The sequence below is a fragment of the Candidatus Poriferisodalis sp. genome (assembly GCF_965208925.1).
Lineage (GTDB): Bacteria > Actinomycetota > Acidimicrobiia > Acidimicrobiales > Poriferisodalaceae > Poriferisodalis.
In genome coordinates this window covers 312,261-330,689 of sequence record NZ_OZ242364.1, presented here as the reverse complement: position 1 = coordinate 330,689, position 18,429 = coordinate 312,261, and the positions used below count along the sequence as shown (strand labels likewise).

Annotated in this window: 18 protein-coding genes and 1 tRNA gene; 16 read left to right on the top strand and 3 right to left on the bottom strand. The window is 68.5% G+C overall.

The window, feature by feature from the left end; all coding sequences use genetic code 11:
* Positions 1-5 precede the first annotated feature (5 nt).
* Both ACOGI5_RS01325 and ACOGI5_RS01320 read right to left on the bottom strand, forming a co-directional pair.
* Positions 6-92: a 50S ribosomal protein bL37 gene (locus ACOGI5_RS01325; protein WP_416246623.1), complete on the bottom strand. Its 87-nt coding sequence runs from the start codon at positions 90-92 to the stop codon at positions 6-8.
* A 116-nt stretch (positions 93-208) separates the two neighbouring features.
* On the bottom strand, positions 209-1,348 hold the full coding sequence (locus ACOGI5_RS01320) for a CaiB/BaiF CoA transferase family protein (RefSeq protein WP_419862669.1): 1,140 nt from the start codon (positions 1,346-1,348) through the stop codon (positions 209-211).
* Between the two features lie 245 nt (positions 1,349-1,593).
* Here ACOGI5_RS01320 and ychF point away from each other — a divergent pair, with 245 nt between their 5' ends.
* From ychF to ACOGI5_RS01285, 7 genes are read left to right on the top strand one after another with little or no spacing between them, the layout of a single operon-like run.
* Complete coding sequence (gene ychF, locus ACOGI5_RS01315; RefSeq protein ID WP_419862668.1) at positions 1,594-2,703, top strand: redox-regulated ATPase YchF; 1,110 nt, start codon at positions 1,594-1,596, stop codon at positions 2,701-2,703.
* A 2-nt stretch (positions 2,704-2,705) separates the two neighbouring features.
* The gene (locus ACOGI5_RS01310; RefSeq protein WP_419862667.1) at positions 2,706-3,041 is read left to right on the top strand and encodes a DUF192 domain-containing protein; all 336 of its coding nucleotides are present in this window, start codon (positions 2,706-2,708) and stop codon (positions 3,039-3,041) included.
* Positions 3,038-3,883: a 16S rRNA (cytidine(1402)-2'-O)-methyltransferase gene (rsmI, locus tag ACOGI5_RS01305; RefSeq protein ID WP_419862666.1), complete on the top strand. Its 846-nt coding sequence runs from the start codon at positions 3,038-3,040 to the stop codon at positions 3,881-3,883. The genes ACOGI5_RS01310 and rsmI overlap by 4 nt, the downstream gene beginning before the upstream one ends.
* Before the next feature lie 56 nt (positions 3,884-3,939).
* On the top strand, positions 3,940-5,439 hold the full coding sequence (gene metG, locus ACOGI5_RS01300; RefSeq protein WP_419862665.1) for a methionine--tRNA ligase: 1,500 nt from the start codon (positions 3,940-3,942) through the stop codon (positions 5,437-5,439).
* A 52-nt stretch (positions 5,440-5,491) separates the two neighbouring features.
* On the top strand, positions 5,492-6,280 hold the full coding sequence (locus ACOGI5_RS01295; protein ID WP_419862664.1) for a TatD family hydrolase: 789 nt from the start codon (positions 5,492-5,494) through the stop codon (positions 6,278-6,280).
* On the top strand, positions 6,277-7,170 hold the full coding sequence (rsmA, locus tag ACOGI5_RS01290; RefSeq protein ID WP_419862663.1) for a 16S rRNA (adenine(1518)-N(6)/adenine(1519)-N(6))-dimethyltransferase RsmA: 894 nt from the start codon (positions 6,277-6,279) through the stop codon (positions 7,168-7,170). The genes ACOGI5_RS01295 and rsmA overlap by 4 nt, the downstream gene beginning before the upstream one ends.
* A gap of 7 nt (positions 7,171-7,177) precedes the next feature.
* Positions 7,178-8,029 carry a 4-(cytidine 5'-diphospho)-2-C-methyl-D-erythritol kinase gene (locus ACOGI5_RS01285; RefSeq protein ID WP_419862662.1) on the top strand — a complete coding sequence of 284 codons (852 nt, stop codon included), beginning with the start codon at positions 7,178-7,180 and terminating at the stop codon, positions 8,027-8,029.
* 26 nt (positions 8,030-8,055) lie between these two features.
* Here ACOGI5_RS01285 and ACOGI5_RS01280 read toward each other — a convergent pair whose 3' ends face one another.
* Entirely contained in the window at positions 8,056-8,151 is a 96-nt protein-coding gene (locus ACOGI5_RS01280) for a 30S ribosomal protein bS22 (protein WP_323671112.1), read from the bottom strand.
* A 119-nt stretch (positions 8,152-8,270) separates the two neighbouring features.
* Here ACOGI5_RS01280 and ACOGI5_RS01275 point away from each other — a divergent pair.
* From ACOGI5_RS01275 to eno, 9 genes are all read left to right on the top strand, one after another.
* Positions 8,271-8,342 (top strand) — tRNA-Gln (locus tag ACOGI5_RS01275).
* A 44-nt stretch (positions 8,343-8,386) separates the two neighbouring features.
* On the top strand, positions 8,387-9,178 hold the full coding sequence (locus tag ACOGI5_RS01270) for an NTP transferase domain-containing protein (RefSeq protein ID WP_419862661.1): 792 nt from the start codon (positions 8,387-8,389) through the stop codon (positions 9,176-9,178).
* 183 nt (positions 9,179-9,361) lie between these two features.
* Positions 9,362-10,345, top strand: a complete 984-nt coding sequence (locus ACOGI5_RS01265; RefSeq protein ID WP_419862660.1) for a ribose-phosphate diphosphokinase — start codon at positions 9,362-9,364, stop codon at positions 10,343-10,345.
* Positions 10,346-10,543: 198 nt separating this feature from the next.
* Positions 10,544-11,188 carry a 50S ribosomal protein L25 gene (locus ACOGI5_RS01260; protein WP_419862659.1) on the top strand — a complete coding sequence of 215 codons (645 nt, stop codon included), beginning with the start codon at positions 10,544-10,546 and terminating at the stop codon, positions 11,186-11,188.
* Between the two features lie 8 nt (positions 11,189-11,196).
* On the top strand, positions 11,197-11,838 hold the full coding sequence (pth, locus tag ACOGI5_RS01255; RefSeq protein ID WP_419862658.1) for an aminoacyl-tRNA hydrolase: 642 nt from the start codon (positions 11,197-11,199) through the stop codon (positions 11,836-11,838).
* Positions 11,835-15,419: a transcription-repair coupling factor gene (mfd, locus tag ACOGI5_RS01250; RefSeq protein WP_419862657.1), complete on the top strand. Its 3,585-nt coding sequence runs from the start codon at positions 11,835-11,837 to the stop codon at positions 15,417-15,419. The genes pth and mfd overlap by 4 nt, the downstream gene beginning before the upstream one ends.
* Before the next feature lie 58 nt (positions 15,420-15,477).
* A complete protein-coding gene (locus ACOGI5_RS01245; RefSeq protein WP_419862656.1) occupies positions 15,478-16,521 on the top strand; it encodes a hypothetical protein in 1,044 nt (347 codons plus the stop codon).
* Between the two features lie 18 nt (positions 16,522-16,539).
* Positions 16,540-17,037: a MazG nucleotide pyrophosphohydrolase domain-containing protein gene (locus ACOGI5_RS01240; RefSeq protein WP_419862655.1), complete on the top strand. Its 498-nt coding sequence runs from the start codon at positions 16,540-16,542 to the stop codon at positions 17,035-17,037.
* A gap of 82 nt (positions 17,038-17,119) precedes the next feature.
* On the top strand, positions 17,120-18,415 hold the full coding sequence (gene eno, locus ACOGI5_RS01235) for a phosphopyruvate hydratase (RefSeq protein WP_419862654.1): 1,296 nt from the start codon (positions 17,120-17,122) through the stop codon (positions 18,413-18,415).
* Positions 18,416-18,429 lie beyond the last annotated feature (14 nt).

Sequence of the window (18,429 nt, the reverse complement as noted above, 5' to 3'; positions counted from 1 at the left end):
GCCGCTCAGCCGCGGCCGCAGTTGGGGCGCTTGCCGTGATTGGCTTTGCTGCGGCGCGCCCGGAGCTTTCGCTTGTTGGTGCGCTTCGACATAGGCGTTTCAGGCTACTGGCACCATGCCAGCATCCGCCATTGTTTCCCGCTCTTGTTCCCAATCTCCATTGGATACGGGCTCACGGGCCGCTCGGGCCCCGGCCTCGCCTCTCGGCTCAGCCGACTGCGCCGACCTCGTGGAGCTTCTCGATGTCGTCGGCGTCGAAGCCCCAGTCGGCCAGTACTTCATCGGTGTTCTCGCCCGGCGATGCCGGCGGCCGGGCGACGGCGCCTGGGGTGCGGCTGAAGCGAGGCGCCGGTGCCGGCTGCATCACGCCTTCCACCTCCACAAAGCTCCCGCGGGCCACGTTGTGCGGGTGGTGCGGAGCCTCGGACAGGTCCAGCACCGGCGCGTAGCAGACATCGGAGCCGGCCATGATCGCGTCCCACTCGTCGCGGGTCTTCGTCTTGATGACCTCGGCCAGGCGAGCCCGCTTGTCGGCCCATGCATCGCGGTCGTTGCGGTCCACCGTCGGAGCGTCGGCCAGCCCCGTCTTTTGGAGCAGTTCGTCGTGGAACTTGCCTTCGATCGAACCGACGGAGACGAACTTGCCGTCCGAGGTCTCGTACACGCCGTAGTAGTACGCGCCGCCGTCGAGGAAGTTGGACTCCCGCTCGTCGGCCCAGCCGCCCGAACCGTAGATGCCGTAGATGGCGGCCATCAGCGACGCGGCACCCTCGGTCATGGCAGCGTCCACCACTTGGCCTTGCCCCGAGTCACGCGCCTCGAGCAGCGCAGCGCACACGCCGAAGGCCAGGTACATGCCGCCGCCGCCGAAGTCGCCCACCAGGTTGAGCGGCGGGCTCGGTGCCTCAGACGGTCCGATGGCATGCAGCGCGCCGGTCAGAGCGATGTAGTTGATGTCGTGGCCGGCGGCGTGTGACATCGGCCCCTCCTGGCCCCACCCGGTCATGCGGCCATAGACCAGCTTGGGATTGCGAGCGAAGCACTCGTCCGGTCCGAGACCCAGCCGCTCGGTCACGCCGGGGCGGAAGCCCTCGATGAGTGCATCGGCCTGCTCCACCAGTTTGAGGATGGTCTCGACGCCGTCGGGCGACTTGAGGTCGACCGCCACTGAACGCCGGCCCCGGTTGAGCACGTTGAACCTGCGCCCCCGGTCGATGCCGAGGTCTTCAGGTGTCATGCGGTCGATGCGGATCACGTCCGCGCCCAGATCAGCGAGCAGCATGGCGCAGAACGGTCCAGGGCCGATGCCGGCCAGCTCGATCACCTTGAGTCCCTGCAACGGTCCCATGGGTTCCTCCCCGTCAATGGATGCCTCGGGCGCGTACCCGACCCGGCGAAGTCTTGCACGCGGCGCTCCGAACCGCCCAAGCGCAACGGCTCACCTGAGTCCCTCGCTCTTGTTCGCTCCGCTCACGGGCCGCTCGGGCCACGGCTTCGCGCTGTGCTTCCCGCTCTTGCTCCCAATCTCCATTGGAAGCGGGCTCGCCGGCCGCTTGGGCCGAGGGCTCAGCCTCTCACTAGCCTCGCCCGGCGATGGAGCGCTTTGGGTTCGTGGGCCTGCCCAACGCGGGGAAGTCGTCGCTGTTCAATTCGCTTGCCGGCGGCGGTGCACTGGCGGCACCGTACGCCTTTGCCACCACCGATCCGAACATCGGCGTAGCCCGCGTACCCGACCCCCGGCTCGATGCGCTCGCCGAGATGAGCGGCAGCAGAAAAGTGGTGCCCACCACCACCGAGTTCATCGACATCGGCGGACTCGTGGAGGGTGCCAGCAAGGGTGAGGGGCTCGGCAACCGGTTCCTGGCGGGGATCCGCGAGGTGGACGCGATCGTCTTCGTCCTGCGTGCCTTCTCCGATGCCGACGTGCCGGGTCCCGCCGACCCGCTCGAACACCTTCGCATCGTCGAGACCGAGCTGACGCTGGCGGATCTGGAGTCGGTGGAATCGAGGATCGGCCGTCGGCGCAAGGCGTCCCGCAGCCAGCCGTCCGACACCGCACTGGCCGATGAGGTTGCAGCGCTCGACGCCGCGCTCGAACACCTGGCTGCCGGTACGCCGCTGTACCGGGCATGGCCGCTCGGTGACGTGTCCGATGGGTCCGACGAGCATCCGCATCGAGCGGCACTGCGCAGCCACTTCCTGCTGACCGATAAGCCGGTCATGGCAGTGCTGAACCTCGGCGAAGACCAGCTTGATGCAGCGTCGGGACTGGCAGCGCCCATCGAGACTGCGTTGCCAGATGCCACTGTGCTGCCGCTGTGCGTGCAGCTCGAAGCCGAAGCAGCGCAGCTCACTGGCGCCGAGCGAACCGAGCTGCTCGAAGGACTCGGTCTGGGCGAGGGCGCGCTGGAGCGGTTCGTCGCTGCTGCGCACGGCCTGCTGGGCCTGCGCACCTTTCTGACCACCGGCGAGAAGGAATCGCGGGGGTGGACCTTCCGGGCCGGCTGGCGAGCGCCGCAATGCGCTGGGCGGATCCACACCGACTTCGAGCGCGGCTTCATCCGGGCCGAGGTGATCGACTGGACAGAACTGCTGGATTTAGGCTCGTGGTCTGCTGCGCGGGACGCCGGCCGCCTGCGAGTCGAGGGGAAGGACTATCCGATGCGCGATGGCGACGTCGTGGAGTTCCGCTTCAACGTGTAGTCATGCCCTGGCTGGCGTACGGGGATCGAGTGGTGGCAAGCCTCGAAGTGGCTCGTACCCGCCCTGAGCGCCGGCGCGGCCTGCTGGGGCGCGACGAGCTGACCGGCGCGCTGCTGATCGAGCGATGCCGGTGTGTGCACACCATCGGCATGAGCTTCGACATCGACGTGGCATTTCTGGACATCCGCGGACGCGTCATCGATGTCGTGACGATGCCGCCCGGACGGATCGGCCGGCCCCGTCTCGCGGCCCGGTCGGTGGTCGAAGCCCAAGCGGGTGCATTCGAGCGGTGGGGGATTGCTGCCGGCGACACGCTCGATGTGCGGCTCGACACATGAGCGCGCCCGAACCCCGGCTGTGGCTGGTGGCGACGCCCATCGGCAACTTGGCCGACATCGCCCCCCGGGCTGTCGAGGTGCTGCGCGACGTTTCGTTCGTGGCCTGCGAGGACACCCGACGCACGGGCCTGCTGCTGCAGCGGCTGGGCATCGGCGGGCGCCCCCTGGTTGCCCTGCACGAGCACAACGAGACTGCCGTCGCAGCGGAGATCGTGCAGCGCCTGACTGCCGGGGAGACCGCCGCGTACGTCACGGACGCGGGCATGCCTGCCATCTCCGACCCGGGGCAGCGTCTGGTGGCCGCCGCGGCATCAGCAGGCATCGGCGTCAGCGCCGTACCGGGGCCGTCGGCGCCAGTCACGGCAGTGGCCATCTCGGGTCTGCCCACGGATCGCTGGGTCATGGAAGGGTTCCTGCCCCGCAAGGGAAGCCTCCGCAGTCAACGACTCGACGCCATCGCCGCCGAGCAGCGAACTGTGGTCCTGCTGGAATCACCCAAGCGCCTCGGCGCCACGCTCGAAGACCTGGTCGCGGCCTGCGGCGCCGACCGCCCAGCAGTCGTCGTGCGCGAACTCACCAAGCTGCACGAAGAAGTGGCGCGCGGCACGCTTGCCGGGTTGGCAGCCCATTTCGCCGAACCGTCCAAGGGAGAGATCGTGGTCGTGATCGGACCGGCGCCGCCTGCGACTCCCACAGACGCCCAGATCAGCGCCGAAGTGACAGCCGAGCTGGACAGCGGTGCCAGCACTCGTGACGCCGCCGCCGCAGTGGCGCAACGTCTTGGCGTGAGTCGCAACCGCGTCTACCCGCTGGCCACCGAGCTGACCCGCGAACGCAGCTAAGCAGCTCTGACGCCTCCGCAGCGGGCGCAGTTGTTGCCCGTCACTACCCTGCAGGCGTGGCCTCCTACTACGTCACGACGCCGATCTACTACGTCAACGACGCTCCCCACATCGGGCACGCCTACACGACCATTACCGCCGACGCGATCGCTCGCTGGAAGCGGCTGTGCGGCGATGACGTCATGTTCCTGACCGGCACCGACGAGCACGGTCTCAAGGTGCAGCGGGCGGCCCAGCAAAACGGCTGCACGCCCATCGAGTGGGCAGATCGCACCGTGGTGCGCTTCCAGGAGGCGTGGCAGCAGCTCGATATCGCCAACGACGACTTCATTCGCACCAGCGAACCCCGCCATCACCACTCGGTCCAGCAGCTGCTGCAGGCCTGCTACGACAACGGCGATATCACCCTGCAAACCTACGAGGGTCTCTACTGCGTGAGTTGCGAGGCCTACTTCACCGAGGACGACCTCGACGACGGCAACTGCCCCATTCATCGCCGACCGGTCGAGCACGTCTCAGAGGAGAACTACTTCTTCTCGCTCAGCCGCTACGAGAAGCCTCTGCTGGACTGGTACGACGCCCATCCCGACTTCGTCGTGCCGGCGACCAAGCGCAACGAGGCGTTGGGGTTCATCCGCAGCGGGCTGCAGGATTTCTCGATCAGCCGAACCTCGCTGGACTGGGGCATCAGGATTCCCTGGGACCCGCGACATGTGACCTACGTCTGGTTCGACGCGCTCACCAACTACATCACCGCGGCCGGGTATGCCAGCGACGACGCCCAGTTCGCCCATCGATGGCCCGGTGTGCACCTGATCGGCAAGGACATCCTGCGGTTCCACTGCGTGTACTGGCCGGCGATGCTGATGAGCGGCGGTGTGCTGCCGCCCCGCCGCGTCCATGTGCACGGCTTCCTGCTGGTCGGCGGCGAGAAGATGGCGAAATCAGCGCTCAATCAGATCGCCCCGGGCGATCTGGTCGACGACTTCGGCAGCGACGGCGTGCGGCACCACTTCTTGCACGATCAGCCCTTCGGCCCTGACGGGGATTTCTCCTATGAGGGGATGGTCGCTCGCTACAACGCCGATCTGGCCAACAATCTCGGCAACCTCATGAGCCGCGTGGCCACCGTGGTCAGCCGCAAGTGCGATGGCGTCGGGCCGGCCCCCCGTGCGGACAGCCCGCTGGCTGAGGCGGTGGCCGAGAGCATTGCCGAGACCGCTGACGCTTGGGAGCGCCTGGCGCCGTCGGAAGCCCTCGATGCCACCTGGCGCATCATCCGTGAGACCAATGCGATGCTCGAGGCTGCGGAGCCCTGGAAGGCCGATCCCGGCCCCGAGGTGGACGCCGTGCTGGGCGACGCGCTCGAAGCACTGCGCATCGTGGCGGTACTCGCATCGGTGGCGACGCCGAGGGGCTGTGACGAGGTGTGGCAGCGCATCGGCATGCAGGGCTCGGTCGCAGATCAGCGCCTGCCCGAAGCCGCAGCCTGGGGCGGCTACCCAGGCGGCCTGCCGGTGTCGACCGGCGAGCCGCTGTACCCGCGCCTGCGATGAGTCCAGCACCATGAATCCCGGTACGTGAGCCCCGATCAATGAATCCCGCCCTATGAACCCAGCGTCCGAAGCCGACGTCTGGATCGACAGTCACTGCCATCTGTGGGACAACGGCGCGGAGCTCGTCGCCGAGGCACACCGGGACGGCGTGGCCTGGGTGGTGGACATCGGCACTGACGTCGAACGCAGCATTGCGGCACTGGAACGGGCCCGGACGCTGCCCGGTGTCGCTGCCACGATCGGGCTGCATCCTCACGATGCAGACGAGGGGCCGGCGGCGCTCGCAACGCTGGAGCAGTTGATCGCCGCTGGCGAGACGCCGGTCGCGATCGGCGAGTGCGGGCTCGACTACTACTACGAGCACTCGGATCGGGCCAGCCAGCGTGAGGCGTTCGCCGCACAGATCGCCATGGCGCACCGCTACGGGTTGGCGCTGGTGATCCACAGTCGGGATGCCTGGGAAGACACCTTCGATGTGCTCGACGCCGAGGGCGTGCCCTCCGGCACGGTGTTCCATTGCTTCACCGGCGGGCCCACCGAGGCCCGCGCGGCACTCGAACGGGGGGCGTCGGTGTCGTTCAGCGGCATCGTGTCGTTCCGTAACGCATCGGAGATCCGCGACGCGGCAGCGCTCGTGCCTGCCGACCGCTATCTCATCGAGACTGACGCTCCGTACCTGGCACCGGTGCCCAAGCGGGGGAAGCAGAACCGGCCGAGCTGGGTGCGCTTCGTGGGCGAAGCAGTCGCCGCTGCCCGCGGCGTGTCCACGGCCCAGGTTGCTGCGGAGACCACGGCCAACGCTCGGCGGATCTTCGGGCTGGATGATCCTGCTGTTCCATGACAGACCGGTTGCTGACCCTGCCTGCCGTCAGAGCGCTGTTGGAGCGGGCCGGTGCAGCACCGCGCCGCAGCCTCGGCCAGAACTTCGTGGTCGATCCCAACTCCGTGCGCCGGATCGCACGCCTGGCGGGCGTCGGCCCGGGCGACCGCGTCGTGGAGATCGGCGCCGGCCTGGGCTCGCTGACGCTGGCCTTGGCCGAGACCGGGGCCGAGGTGGTGGCAGTGGAAACCGACGGCCGCCTCGTGCCGCTGCTGCGCGAGGTGGTGAGTTCCTTCTCGACGAGCTGTGAGCCAGATCCCGCGGAACCCAGTGGGGCGAGGCCAGGTCCCGTCCGGATCGTGCATGCCGACGCGCGACGCATGGACTGGAGCGCGCTCCTGCCGGGCAGCGGGTGGCACGTCGTTGCCAACCTGCCGTACAACATCGCGACTTCGCTGGTGCTGACTGTGCTCGATGAGGTGCCGGCCGTCACCCGGTTGCTGGTGATGTGCCAGCGAGAAGCCGCGGAGCGATTGGCGGCGACACCTGGCGACGGTGTCTACGGTGCCGTCTCCGTTCGGGTCGCGGTCCACGCTGATGCCGAGCTCGCCGGAGCAGTGCCGGCCACGGTCTTCTACCCCCAGCCTGAAGTGGAATCCGCGCTCGTGCGCATCACCCGCCGTGCATCATCCATGGAGTCCCATCTGCGCGCCGAGGTGGATCGGCTCGTGACGGCAGCGTTCGCGCACCGTCGGCAGATGCTGCGCCGAACCTTGCGCAACGCCCTCGACGACGCCGACGGGATACTGGCGCAAGCAGGCGTCGAGGGCACCGACCGCCCCGAACGTCTCGGACTCGCCGAATGGGTGCGTCTCGCCGAGGCCTCGCTGGGGACACCGGCACAGGGGTGATTCGGCTGTGGCGGCGCGTGCCCAGGCGATCCGGCTGCTCGCTCCGGCGAAGCTGACGCTGCGGATGCGGATCACCGGCATCCGGGGCGACGGCTATCACTTCATCGATGCCGAGATGGTGTCGCTTGACTTGTGCGATGAGATCATCGTGCACCCCAGCTCGGAGCCGTCGGTCGAGATCGTTCCGACCCCAGCAGCGCATGGCTCCGCCGGCGAAGTGCCCGAATGGGACATCCCTGCTGACGGGTCGAATCTGGTGATCAGGGCGCTGGAGCTTGCCGGCAGGACCGCCCATGTCGAGGTCCGCAAGCGCATCCCGCCCGGTGCGGGCCTCGGCGGGGGATCAGCGGACGCAGCCGCCGTGCTCCGCTGGGCAAATCGCATGACTGCCGTCGACACCGCTGACGCGCCAGCGACGCCTCGACTGCAGACGCCCGCCGTCGTCACGCCGCAACAGGCAGCGACGCTAGGCGCCGACGTGGCGTTCTGCCTCGTCGGCGGTCGTGCTCGCGTCTCGGGCGTCGGCGAGATCATCGAGCCGCTCGGGTTCCGGGACCAGTCGTTCGTGTTGTGGATGCCGCCGGTCCAGGTCGACACGGCGGCGGTGTACGGCGCATGGGACGAGCTCGGCGGCCCGTCCGGCCCCAATGCCAACGACCTTGAACCGGCCGCGCTCGCCGCCTATCCCGAGCTCTCAGCGTGGCGCGACGACCTCAAGGCCGTTACCGGGCGGACGCCACAGCTGGCCGGCAGCGGCGGCACCTGGTTCGTCCCCGCGCCCTTCGGCGCACGCATGCACGAGCCACCCGACGAAGGCGCGCGCACCGCTGAGGCGCGCGCCATCGGGCGGCTCCGCTAGCCGGCGGTTTCCCAGACGGCAGCAGGTCAGCGGTTGCGACGCTGGTAGCGCGTCCGCCGCAGCATCTTGCGGTGCTTCTTCTTGCGCATCCGCTTGCGGCGCTTCTTGACCAGCGATCCCATGAAGAGCCGAACGCTAGCGCCTGGGAGGAGTCCTGCCACGAGTCAAATCCGTGACGATGGCGCCGAGGCGGGTCGCTACCCTCGATCCACAGACAGCTCGCCTGCTCCCACAGGCGCTATCGGGGATCGTTCAATTGGTAGGACATCGGGTTTTGGTCCCGGCAATGGAGGTTCGAGTCCTCCTCCCCGAACCCCACGTCTCATACGGCGACCCAGCGCGATGCCGCCTGACCCGATGACGTCAGGCCCCATGACGCCGCCGTGCGCAGCCATCGTGCTCGCAGCGGGTGCCGGCACCCGCATGGGCTCGGACCTGCCGAAGCCGCTGCACCCGATAGGTGGCCGCGCCATGGTGCTGCGAGTGCTCGATGCCCTGGCCGGGTTCGACGCGGATCCGGTCGTGGTGGTGGTGGGGCACGGCGCAGCCCGGGTCCGTGAGGCTGTCGAGGCCGAGGCGCACCAAGCCGACCGGCTGGTGTTCGCGACCCAACCCGCGCAGCTCGGCACCGGCGACGCAGCACGTGCCGGTCTGGCGGCGCTGGATTCGCACCCGGAGGCCATCGATGTCCTGGTATTGCCGGGCGACGCGCCGTTGCTGCGAGCGGCGACGCTGCGACGCGTCGTCGCAGAGCGCCGCCGCGCCGCCGCCGCGGTCAGCTTGCTGACGGCTCACGTCAGCGACCCCACCGGCTACGGGCGCATCGTGCGTGATTCGGCTGGCCTCACGGTCGTGGAGCAACGCGATGCGACGCCATCGGTGGCGCAGATCGACGAGATCAATGCGGGCGTGTACTGCTTCGACGTGGCCAAGCTGCGCCAGGTGCTGCCGCAGCTGCGTCTTGCGAACACCGCCTCGGAGTACTACCTCCCCGACGCCATCGGCCTGCTCGCCCGCAGCGGCGAGGGGATCGCTGCGGTTGCCCTCGACGACGCATCGGAGGCGATGGGCGTGAACGATGCGAACCAGCTAGCGGCATGCGAAGCCGCTCTGGCCGCTCGAGGGGGCCGGTCGGCACCGATGTCATAGCCGGAGAGGCGGAAACTCAGGGGTTCTGAGAGTGCGGTGGGGTAGTCTCGAATTGTCGCCGGACTGCTGAACATGCCGCCAAAACCCATTGCCGAGCGTTCCGCCCAGCCCTCAGCCAGTGCTGCTTCGAGCGCGTCTGCGTCAAGCACGGCGCCCAGGGGACTGCTGCGAAAGGAACACGCAATGGAGCTGGTCACCAAGAAGCGCCTGCACCTGTTCAGCGGCAGGGCGAATCCGGAGTTGGCCACAGAGATAGCGGAGCAGCTCGGGGTGGAGCTCGGCGATCCCGGGCTCATCGACTTTGCCAACGGCGAGATCAAGTGCAAGTTCGCCGAGTCGATCCGTGGCGGCGACGTGTTCATCATCCAGAGCCATGCCGCCTGCGACACCATGAGCCCCAACGACGCGATCATGGAGCAGCTCATCATGGTCGACGCTGCGCGGCGCGCTTCGGCCAAGCGCATCACGGCGGTGGCACCCCTGTACGGGTACGCCCGCCAGGATCGCAAGGCCGCCGGCCGTGAACCGATCACCGCACGCCTGCTGGCCGATCTGTTCACAGTGGCCGGGGCTGAGCGTCTCGTGTCGATCGACCTGCACAGCGGCCAGATCCAGGGTTTCTTCGACGGCCCGGTCGATCATCTGACGGCCGCGCCGGTGCTCATCGACTACCTGGCCGGCGTCATGGGTCCCGACTCGGTGATTGTGTCGCCTGACACCGGACGTGTGAAGGTGGCTGAGCGCTACGCGACCCGGCTGGGCTGTGACGTAGCGTCGATTTACAAGCGTCGTGCCACCGACAATGCCAACGAGTCTGAGGCGCTCGGCATCATGGGCGAGGTGGCGGGCCGCACCTGCGTGATCATCGACGACATGATCGACACGGCCGGCACGATCTGTTCGGCCACCGAGACGCTGGTCGCCCATGGTGCCGCCGACGTGATGTGCGCGAGCACGCACGGACTGTTCTCCGAGCCGGCGGTGGACCGCCTGAAGAACTCCTCGCTGAGCCAGGTCATCGTCACCAATACGGTGCCGATCCCCAGCTCAAAGCAGTTCGACAAGCTGGTGGTGCTGAGCGTCGCGGGAGTGTTCGCCGACGCCCTGGAGTCGGTGTTCGAGGACGCATCGGTGTCGGAGATCTTCGACGGCCAGAACCTGTTCTGAAGCGGCTGACGGAGGCTGAGCCGAATGGCGAAGGCGTGGCCCGAGCGGCCCGTGAGCGAAGCGAACAAGAGCGGGAAGCAAGAGGCGACGCAGCGGGAAGATCCGCCAATCCGCGCACTGTGCTGGGGCGTCCGCAGTCTGAACTCGTAGGCTGTCTCGTCGCTATCGACTAGGCGCCCAGTGCTCGAAGGGGCCAGCATGGAACAGCTGAAGCTCATCGCCGAGACCCGTGATGCCACCGGCTCGGGTCCGTCGCGGCGTCTGCGCGCCGAAGACAAGATCCCCGCAGTGATGTACGGCCACGGCAGCGAGCCCGTGTCGATCACGCTGGACCGGTTGCGGTTTCGGGCTGCGCTGAACGCAGCGGGTCCGAACGCAATCATCACGCTCGAGGTCGAGGGCAAGAACCATCTCACCATCGTCAAGGACATGCAGCGCGACACGATCGCCAACCGCGTCACGCATGTCGATTTCTTGCTGATCTCGCTCGACGAGCGCCTGGTGGTGGATGTGCCGGTCCGGCTGATCGGCGAGGCGGCGCAGGCGGGCCGCGAAGGCGCGGTGGTACAGCAGCAGCTGATGTCGCTGCAAGTCGAATCGCCCGCCGGAGTGATCCCCCCGGCCTTCGACGTCGACGTGGAGTCGCTCTCGCTGGACAATCCGATCCGTGTCAGCGACCTCACCCTGCCCGAGGGCATGGAGAGCTTGCTCGACGGCGACACGCTGGTCGCGATTGCGCAGCGGACGCGGGCTGCGGTGGCCGCCGAGCAGGTCGACGACGAAGGCGAAGCGGCCGATGCTGACGCCCTCGAAGACGACGACGGCGCCGACGACGAGGACTGAACGACCCGGTGTCCGTGTTCCGCCGGGCGGCCGCGCGGCGGGGATCAGCCGCAGACTGGCTGGTGGTGGGTCTCGGCAATCCCGGCGAGCGTTACGACGGAAGCCGTCACAACGTCGGGGCCGAGGCCACCGAACGCTGGGCGTCGCAGCTCCGGTGCGAATTCGCCGTGCAGCGGCGCGAGCACGCCCGAGTGACACAGGCAACGGTGGGCGAGCGTCGCGTCACGCTCGCGTGTCCGACCACGTTCATGAACGAGAGCGGCCGCAGCGTGGGCGTGCTGGTCAAGCGTCACGGCATCGTCGAGCCGTCACGACTCGTGGTTGTCCACGACGAGCTCGACCTCGAACCCGGCCAGGTACGGCTCAAGTCAGGCGGCGGGATCGCCGGCCACAACGGCTTGGCGTCGATCGCCAGCCAGCTCGGCACCAGGGACTTCGTGCGGCTGCGCATCGGAATCGGCAAGCCGCCGCGACCCGAAGCCGGCAGGAAGTGGGTGCTGCAGCGCCCGAGGGGGCATGAAGCGCCATTGATCGACACAGCCGTGGACCTCGCGGTGGCAGGCCTCGAGGTGCTGGTGCGCAACGGAATCGATGCGGCCATGACCGTCACGAATGCCCGGCGGCGGGGACGCGAGCCCCGGGCCCAGTGAGCCCGGCGGGCGCGGCGGGCGCAGCACCGCTGCGGGAGCTGGCCGGGCGACTCGGCCGTGATCGCGGCTTCGTGTCGATGCTGGGCCGGGCGTCCGGCTCGATCGCAGTTGCCGAGGGAGCCCGCCCGTTCGTCGCCGCCGGCTTGGCGACATTGGGATCGCGCACGCCGATCCTTGTTGTCACTGCCACCGCCAACGAAGCCGAGCGCTCTGCCTCCGATCTGCGCACCTGGCTGGGAGAGGATCGGGTAGCGCTGTTTGCTGCGTGGGAGACGCTGCCATTCGAGCGCGTGAGCCCCGCAACTGAGACGATGGGTCGCCGGCTGGCGCTGCTGGAGGCGCTGAAGTCGGGCGGCGTCACAGGCGAGCCGGCGGCCGAAGTCGGGGTGCCCGAGGTCATCGTGGCCCCGATCCGAGCGCTGTTGCAGCGGCTCAGTCCCGACGCGTGTGCTCCAGCAGCGTCGGTGCTGCGGGTTGCACGAGGCGACCGGTGCGACCTTGGGGCGGTTGTGTCGCAGCTGGTGGCGTGGGGCTACCGGCGGGAGCATCAGGTGGAGCATCGCGGCGAGGTTGCGGTGCGCGGCGGGATCGTGGATGTCTTCTGCCCGACGGCCGAGGCACCGGTGCGCATCGATCTGTGGGGCGACGAGGTGGACCGTCTCACGCAGTTCTCAGTTGCCGATCAGCGTTCGGTGGCGGAGCTTGCGCACACGCAGATCTACCCGGCACGAGAGATGCGGCCCGACGCTGCCATGCGAGAACGCGCCGCAGCGCTGGCAGTCAGCGAGCCCTGGTGCTCCGAGCACATGGAGCGTCTCAGCAGGGGGGAGCTCTTCGATGGGATGGAGTCGTGGCTGCCGTGGCTCGCCGCAGATGAGATCGTGCTGCCGGACCTGCTGGGACCCGACTCGCTGGTGTTGCTCTGCGAGCCGCGGCGGCTCGCTGATCGTGCCGCAGACATCAAGGCGGAGACCGACGACCTCACCCGGTCGCTGGCAGTGACGTGGGGTCTGGGGAGCACAGGCCTTGCCGATGAGGGCTGCGACACTGCTGCCGACGATGCCCCGGCACCGTTCCCGCCGCTGCATGTTGCATTCGATCGCTTGCTGGCGCACTGCCCGGCGGCGGTGTGGTCGGTGGACTCCACGGCGGCGCCGACGGCCGACGGCCACCCTGGACCGCACATCGCGACCGAGCCATGGATGCCCGCGGCGGGTGATCCCGAGCGCCTCGTGGCTCAGCTGCGCCGCTTGGTACAGGGAGCGGAGCGGCCAGGCGTGTCAGGTGCGGAGCGACCCATCGTTGTCGTGGCCGCCGAAGGAGACGGCTCGGCCGCTCGGCTCGCGGACACGCTGAGCGCGCACGAAGTGCCGCTGCGCCTGCACACCGAATCCAGCAGCTTTGACCCGACGCCCGGCGGCCACGTCGTGGTGGCGCCCCTCGAAGGGGGCTTCATCGCTCCCGCAGCCGGCGTGGCGGTGCTGCCGGAGGCGGAGTTCACCGGACGCCGCCGGGTCCACCGCGCAGCCCGACGGCGGACGGGCGTGGCACCCACGTTCGAAGATCTGAGCGTCGGCGATTTCGTCGTCCATCATCATCACGGCATCGCCCGCTACGCGGGACTCGTCCGGCGAGCCTTCGGCGACGACGAGCGCGACTACCTCGAGCTGGAATTCCGGGGGACCGACCGTCTCTACTTGCCCACCGAGCAGATCGACTTCGTCCGCCCGTACATCGGCGGGGAGACGCCCCGCCTCAGCCGCATGGGCGGCAGCGATTTCCAGCGCCAGAAGGCCAAGGTGCGCGCGGCGGTGGCCGAGATCGCCCAAGAGCTGGTGGTGCTGTACCAGCGACGCATCACCACATCGGGCAACGCGTTCGATCCGCGCGGCTTGGGCATGGCCGAACTCGCCGAGAGCTTTGCCTACACCCCCACACCCGATCAGCGCCGCACGATCGATGACGTGCTGGCGGACATGGCCGAGCCAGTGCCCATGGATCGACTGGTGTGCGGCGATGTCGGCTTTGGCAAGACAGAGGTGGCGGTACGGGCCGCGTTCTGCGCGGTGAGCGCGGGCAAACAGGCAGCGGTGCTGGTGCCGACCACTCTGCTGGCCCAGCAGCACCATCAGACGTTCGCCGAGCGTTATGCCGACCATCCAGTCCGGGTCGAAGTGCTCAGCCGCTTTCTCACGCCTGCCGAACAGCGGGCCGTGGTCGCCGGGGTCGCCGACGGAACCGTCGATGTGGTGATCGGCACGCACCGGTTGCTGTCGGACGACGTGAAGTTCAAGAATCTGGGCTTGCTGGTGGTCGACGAGGAGCAGCGCTTCGGCGTGAGCCACAAGGAGTCCATCAAGCATCTGCGTGCCGAGGTCGATGTGCTGACGCTGTCGGCCACGCCCATCCCACGCACGCTGGAGATGGCCCTCACCGGCATCCGGGATCTGTCGCTGCTGCAGACGCCGCCCGCCGAGCGCCAGCCCATCCTCACCCACGTCGGCCCGTATGACGAGCGCGCCGTCAGCGAGGCCATTCGCCGTGAGCTGCTGCGAGAGGGCCAGGTGTTCTTCGTGCACAATCGGGTCGCCGACATCGATGTGGTGGCAGCGGGCTTGGCAGAGCTGGTGCCTGAGGCTCGTGTCGCCGTCGCGCACGGCCAGATGGACGAGGGCACGCTGGAGCAGATCGTCATCGACTTCTGGGCCGGTGCGTATGACGTGCTGGTCTGCACGACCATCATCGAGTCGGGCATCGACATGCCGAGCGTCAACACGCTGGTGGTTGATCGCGCCGACCTGCTGGGCCTCGGGCAGCTGCACCAGATCCGCGGGCGTGTGGGCCGGTCGGGACAGCGTGCGTACGCGTACCTGTTCCACCCTGAGGGCCGTTCGCTGTCCGAAGCGGCCTACGAGCGCCTCCGTACGATCGGCGAATCCACTGAGCTGGGCTCTGGGTACCGGATCGCGATGCGCGACCTCCAGCTGCGCGGCGCAGGCAACCTGCTGAGCGGCGTGCAGTCGGGGCACATCGCGGCGGTCGGTTACGACCTGTACTGCGAGCTTGTCAGCGAGGCGGTCGCCTCTCTGAACGGCGAGGCGCCTGCCCAGCCTGCGGAGATCGTGATCGACTTGCCCCTGGCGGCACACCTGCCCGACGACTACGTGGCCGACGCCACGGGCCGCCTCGAGGCGTATCGCCGCCTCGGGGCCGTGACCGAATTGGTCGAGGTGGCCGACATAGAGGCCGAGTGGATCGACCGTTACGGACCTGTCCCGGACGCAGCGCAGACGCTGCTGCACATCGCGCTGCTGCGCACCGAATGTCACCGGCTCGGCATGCGAGCCGTGGCCTTCGCGCCTGGCCACGACGGCGGCAGGGTGCGCTTCGGGCCGCTCGAGCTCACGGCCAGCGAGGAGCTGCGCATGCGGCGCATCTGTGCCGGCACGCCGTTCAGCGCGGCCCGGTACAAGGCAGACGACCGGGAGGTGCAGCTGTCGGTGCGTGCACTGAAGCCGGCCACGGTCGGGCACCTCTTCGCCTTCTGCCAGCAGCTGCGGCCCCCGCCCGTATCGGGGTGAAGCCCCGCCGGCGCGGCGAGCACCTAGCCTGCCCGCAGTGCGTGCCAGGGGGAGTTCCATGTCTCGACGAGCTGCGCGGCTGGCTCCGCTGCTGCTGGTGGCACTGCTGACGTTCGCATGTGCGGACGATGGCAACGTCGTCACCATCCACACAGGGCTCGAGCCCGACGCCGAGATCATTGCCGAGCTCGACACCGACGGCGACGGCGTCGTGTCGCGCGAGGCGGCGCAGGCTGCTGCCACCGAAGCCGAGCGACAAGAGCAGCTCGATGCCGAGCGCGCCGAGCGTGACGCGGCACGCGCTGCTCAGGAAGCCGCATACCAATCGTTGCTCGCCGACGCTGCCGCTGTTGCGGCGAGCTTCCCGGGCGGTCAGATCCTCATCGGTGATGTGCGGGCCAACATCGTCGAATCACCGGTCACGCTCATGGACGACCCGGAGAACCCGACGCACGAGGAGTTCGTGTCGCGGCTCACGTCGATGATCCAGCTGCGCCTCGCCGGCGTCGCATTGGACGAGTTGGGCTTCCCGGTCGATATCAGCCTCTCTGATGCAGAGATCAATGCGCAAGTTCAGGCTCACCTTGAGGGCCCCTTCGAGGAGTTTGCGCAGCAGCGTGCCATCGAAGACGATCCCAGCATCGAGCGGCTGGCGACGCCCCACTGCGTGAGTGCGCTGGCTGTGACATCTGAGGCCGATGCCGTCGCAGCGTCCGAACGCGTGCAGTCCGGTGAGCCCCTTGGCGATGTCGCTGCCGTGGTCAATCTGCCCGGCCTCACCGAGGCCGACGGCACCATCGGCTGCGGCCAGCCTTTCGATCTGTTCGGCGGCGGTGAGCTCGCGCTGGCGCTGCTCGAACTGGAGCCCGGCGAACTGACCGCGCCGCTGCTGCTGCCGTCTGCAGCAAGCCCGACCGGCGAGCTGTGGGTGGTGCTGCGTGTGGACTCGCTGCGCACCGATGCCGCCGATCTCTCGTCGATCGGGCCGTTTGCGGGCCGCGAGCTCACCGAGTCCATGTCGACATACGAGGTGAACGTCGCGCCGGCGCTCGGCGCGTGGAACGCCGGCAACCTGCGGGTGTCGCTGCCGATCCTGCCGTGAGCCGCGTACGCGGAGGTCATGGTGGCCACTGAGCGCCGCGACGGCTCCGAACCAGATCTGGGGCACCGGCTCGTCTCGCTTCACGAGGTCATCACCAGGCTGCGGCGGGAGTGCCCGTGGGACCGGGTGCAGACGCACGCCACGCTCGCCCCGTACGCACTCGACGAAGCCTCGGAGCTGGCCGAGGCATTGCAGGCAGCCGAAGAAGCGCTGTCCGGCGACAGAGTCGAGTCGGCCACGGCGGTCGAGGATCTCGTCGAAGAGCTGGGCGATGTGCTGCTGCAGGTGATGATGAATGCCGCGATCGGCGAGCAGGCGGGCACGTTCACCTTGGCTGAGGTGCTCGAGACCGTCGAGACCAAGATGCTGCGCCGCCATCCCCATGTGTTCGAGCACGATCCGAACGCGCCTGAGCCCAGCGAAGACGAGCTGTCGGTGCAATGGGAGGCGATCAAGGCCGCTGAGCGCGAGGCCCGGGCGCAGCGCATTGCCGCGCGCGAAGCGCGCAGGAGCTAGCACAGCGCGAAGCGCGCACGAACTAGGCAGCGCAAGTCGCGCAGGAGCTAGGCAGCGCCGCCCTTCGGTACTCTCGTTGTGCGTGACAGCGCGCGCGTCCACGCACATCGTCCAGGTGACCGGCCGCGAAGTCCTCGATTCCCGTGGCAATCCCACCACTGAGGCCGAGGTGCGGACTGCAGGCGGCGCCGTGGGCCGCGCCATCGTGCCCTCCGGTGCCTCGACGGGACAATTCGAGGCCGTCGAGTTACGCGACGGCGGCCAAAGATACGGCGGCAAAGGGGTCACCGTCGCAGTGGGGCATGTGAACGGCGATATCGCTGAAGCGCTGGTCGGTCTTGATGCGGTTGATCAGCGATCGGTCGACCACACGCTGATCGAGCTCGACGCGACGATGAACAAGGCCCGGCTTGGCGCCAACGCCGTGCTGGCCGCCTCCCTGGCCACCGCACATGCGGCCGCAGCGGCGCTTGGCCTGCCGCTCTACCGCCACGTCGGCGGCGCCAATGCACATGTGCTGCCCACGCCGATGATGAATGTCATCAACGGCGGCGAGCACGCCGACAACAACGTGGATCTGCAGGAGTTCATGATCGTGCCCGTGGGTGCGGCGTCATATTCTGAGGCACTGCGGTGGGGCACCGAGACGTACCACGTGCTGAGCGGCGTTCTGCGCTCGCGTGGGCTGTCGACCGCCGTTGGCGATGAAGGCGGGTTCGCCCCCGACCTGGAGTCCAACGAGGCGGCGATTGCGCTGCTGATCGAAGCAATCAGCGATGCCGGGTTCGAGCCCGGCGTCGACATGGCGCTCGCACTCGACGTGGCATCCACCGAGTTCTACGCCGACGGCGTGTACACGCTGGCAGGCGAAGGCCGTCAGCTCGACGCTGCCGGGTTCGCGGGATACCTGGCCGACCTGTGCGAGCGCTACCCGATCCGCTCAGTCGAGGACGGCATGGCCGAGGATGACTGGGACGGATGGTCGATACTCGGCGACCTGGTCGGCGAGCAGGTCCAACTTGTGGGCGATGACCTCTTCGTCACCAATATCGAGCGGTTGGGGCGCGGCATCGCTGCTGGCGTCGCCAACAGCGTGCTGATCAAGGTGAACCAGATCGGCACGCTCACTGAGACGCTCGACGCCGTCGAGTTGGCGGGGCGGTCCGGTTATACGGCGGTCATGTCGCACCGCTCGGGCGAGACCGAGGACACCACCATCGCCGACTTGGCTGTCGCGACCAACTGCGGGCAGATCAAGACCGGTGCGCCGGCGCGCTCCGATCGGGTGGCCAAGTACAACCGGCTGCTCCGCATCGAGGAAGAGCTCGGCGAGGACGCCGCGTACCGGGGCGGCAGCTCGCTCGCCCGTGACCCATAGACCCCGTTGCCCAC

Bases quoted from the DNA above. Each gene is read 5' to 3' on its own strand.
- ACOGI5_RS01260 (WP_419862659.1), top strand. From the start codon at position 10,544: ATGGAACAGCTGAAGCTCATCGCCGAGACCCGTGATGCCACCGGCTCG.
- ACOGI5_RS01265 (WP_419862660.1), top strand. From the start codon at position 9,362: ATGGAGCTGGTCACCAAGAAGCGCCTGCACCTGTTCAGCGGCAGGGCG.
- ACOGI5_RS01240 (WP_419862655.1), top strand. From the start codon at position 16,540: ATGGTGGCCACTGAGCGCCGCGACGGCTCCGAACCAGATCTGGGGCAC.
- rsmA (WP_419862663.1), top strand. From the start codon at position 6,277: ATGACAGACCGGTTGCTGACCCTGCCTGCCGTCAGAGCGCTGTTGGAG.
- ACOGI5_RS01295 (WP_419862664.1), top strand. From the start codon at position 5,492: ATGAACCCAGCGTCCGAAGCCGACGTCTGGATCGACAGTCACTGCCAT.
- ACOGI5_RS01280 (WP_323671112.1), bottom strand. From the start codon at position 8,151: ATGGGATCGCTGGTCAAGAAGCGCCGCAAGCGGATGCGCAAGAAGAAG.
- ACOGI5_RS01245 (WP_419862656.1), top strand. From the start codon at position 15,478: ATGTCTCGACGAGCTGCGCGGCTGGCTCCGCTGCTGCTGGTGGCACTG.
- ACOGI5_RS01310 (WP_419862667.1), top strand. From the start codon at position 2,706: ATGCCCTGGCTGGCGTACGGGGATCGAGTGGTGGCAAGCCTCGAAGTG.
- ACOGI5_RS01320 (WP_419862669.1), bottom strand. From the start codon at position 1,348: ATGGGACCGTTGCAGGGACTCAAGGTGATCGAGCTGGCCGGCATCGGC.
- ACOGI5_RS01325 (WP_416246623.1), bottom strand. From the start codon at position 92: ATGTCGAAGCGCACCAACAAGCGAAAGCTCCGGGCGCGCCGCAGCAAA.
- rsmI (WP_419862666.1), top strand. From the start codon at position 3,038: ATGAGCGCGCCCGAACCCCGGCTGTGGCTGGTGGCGACGCCCATCGGC.
- ychF (WP_419862668.1), top strand. From the start codon at position 1,594: ATGGAGCGCTTTGGGTTCGTGGGCCTGCCCAACGCGGGGAAGTCGTCG.
- ACOGI5_RS01270 (WP_419862661.1), top strand. From the start codon at position 8,387: ATGACGTCAGGCCCCATGACGCCGCCGTGCGCAGCCATCGTGCTCGCA.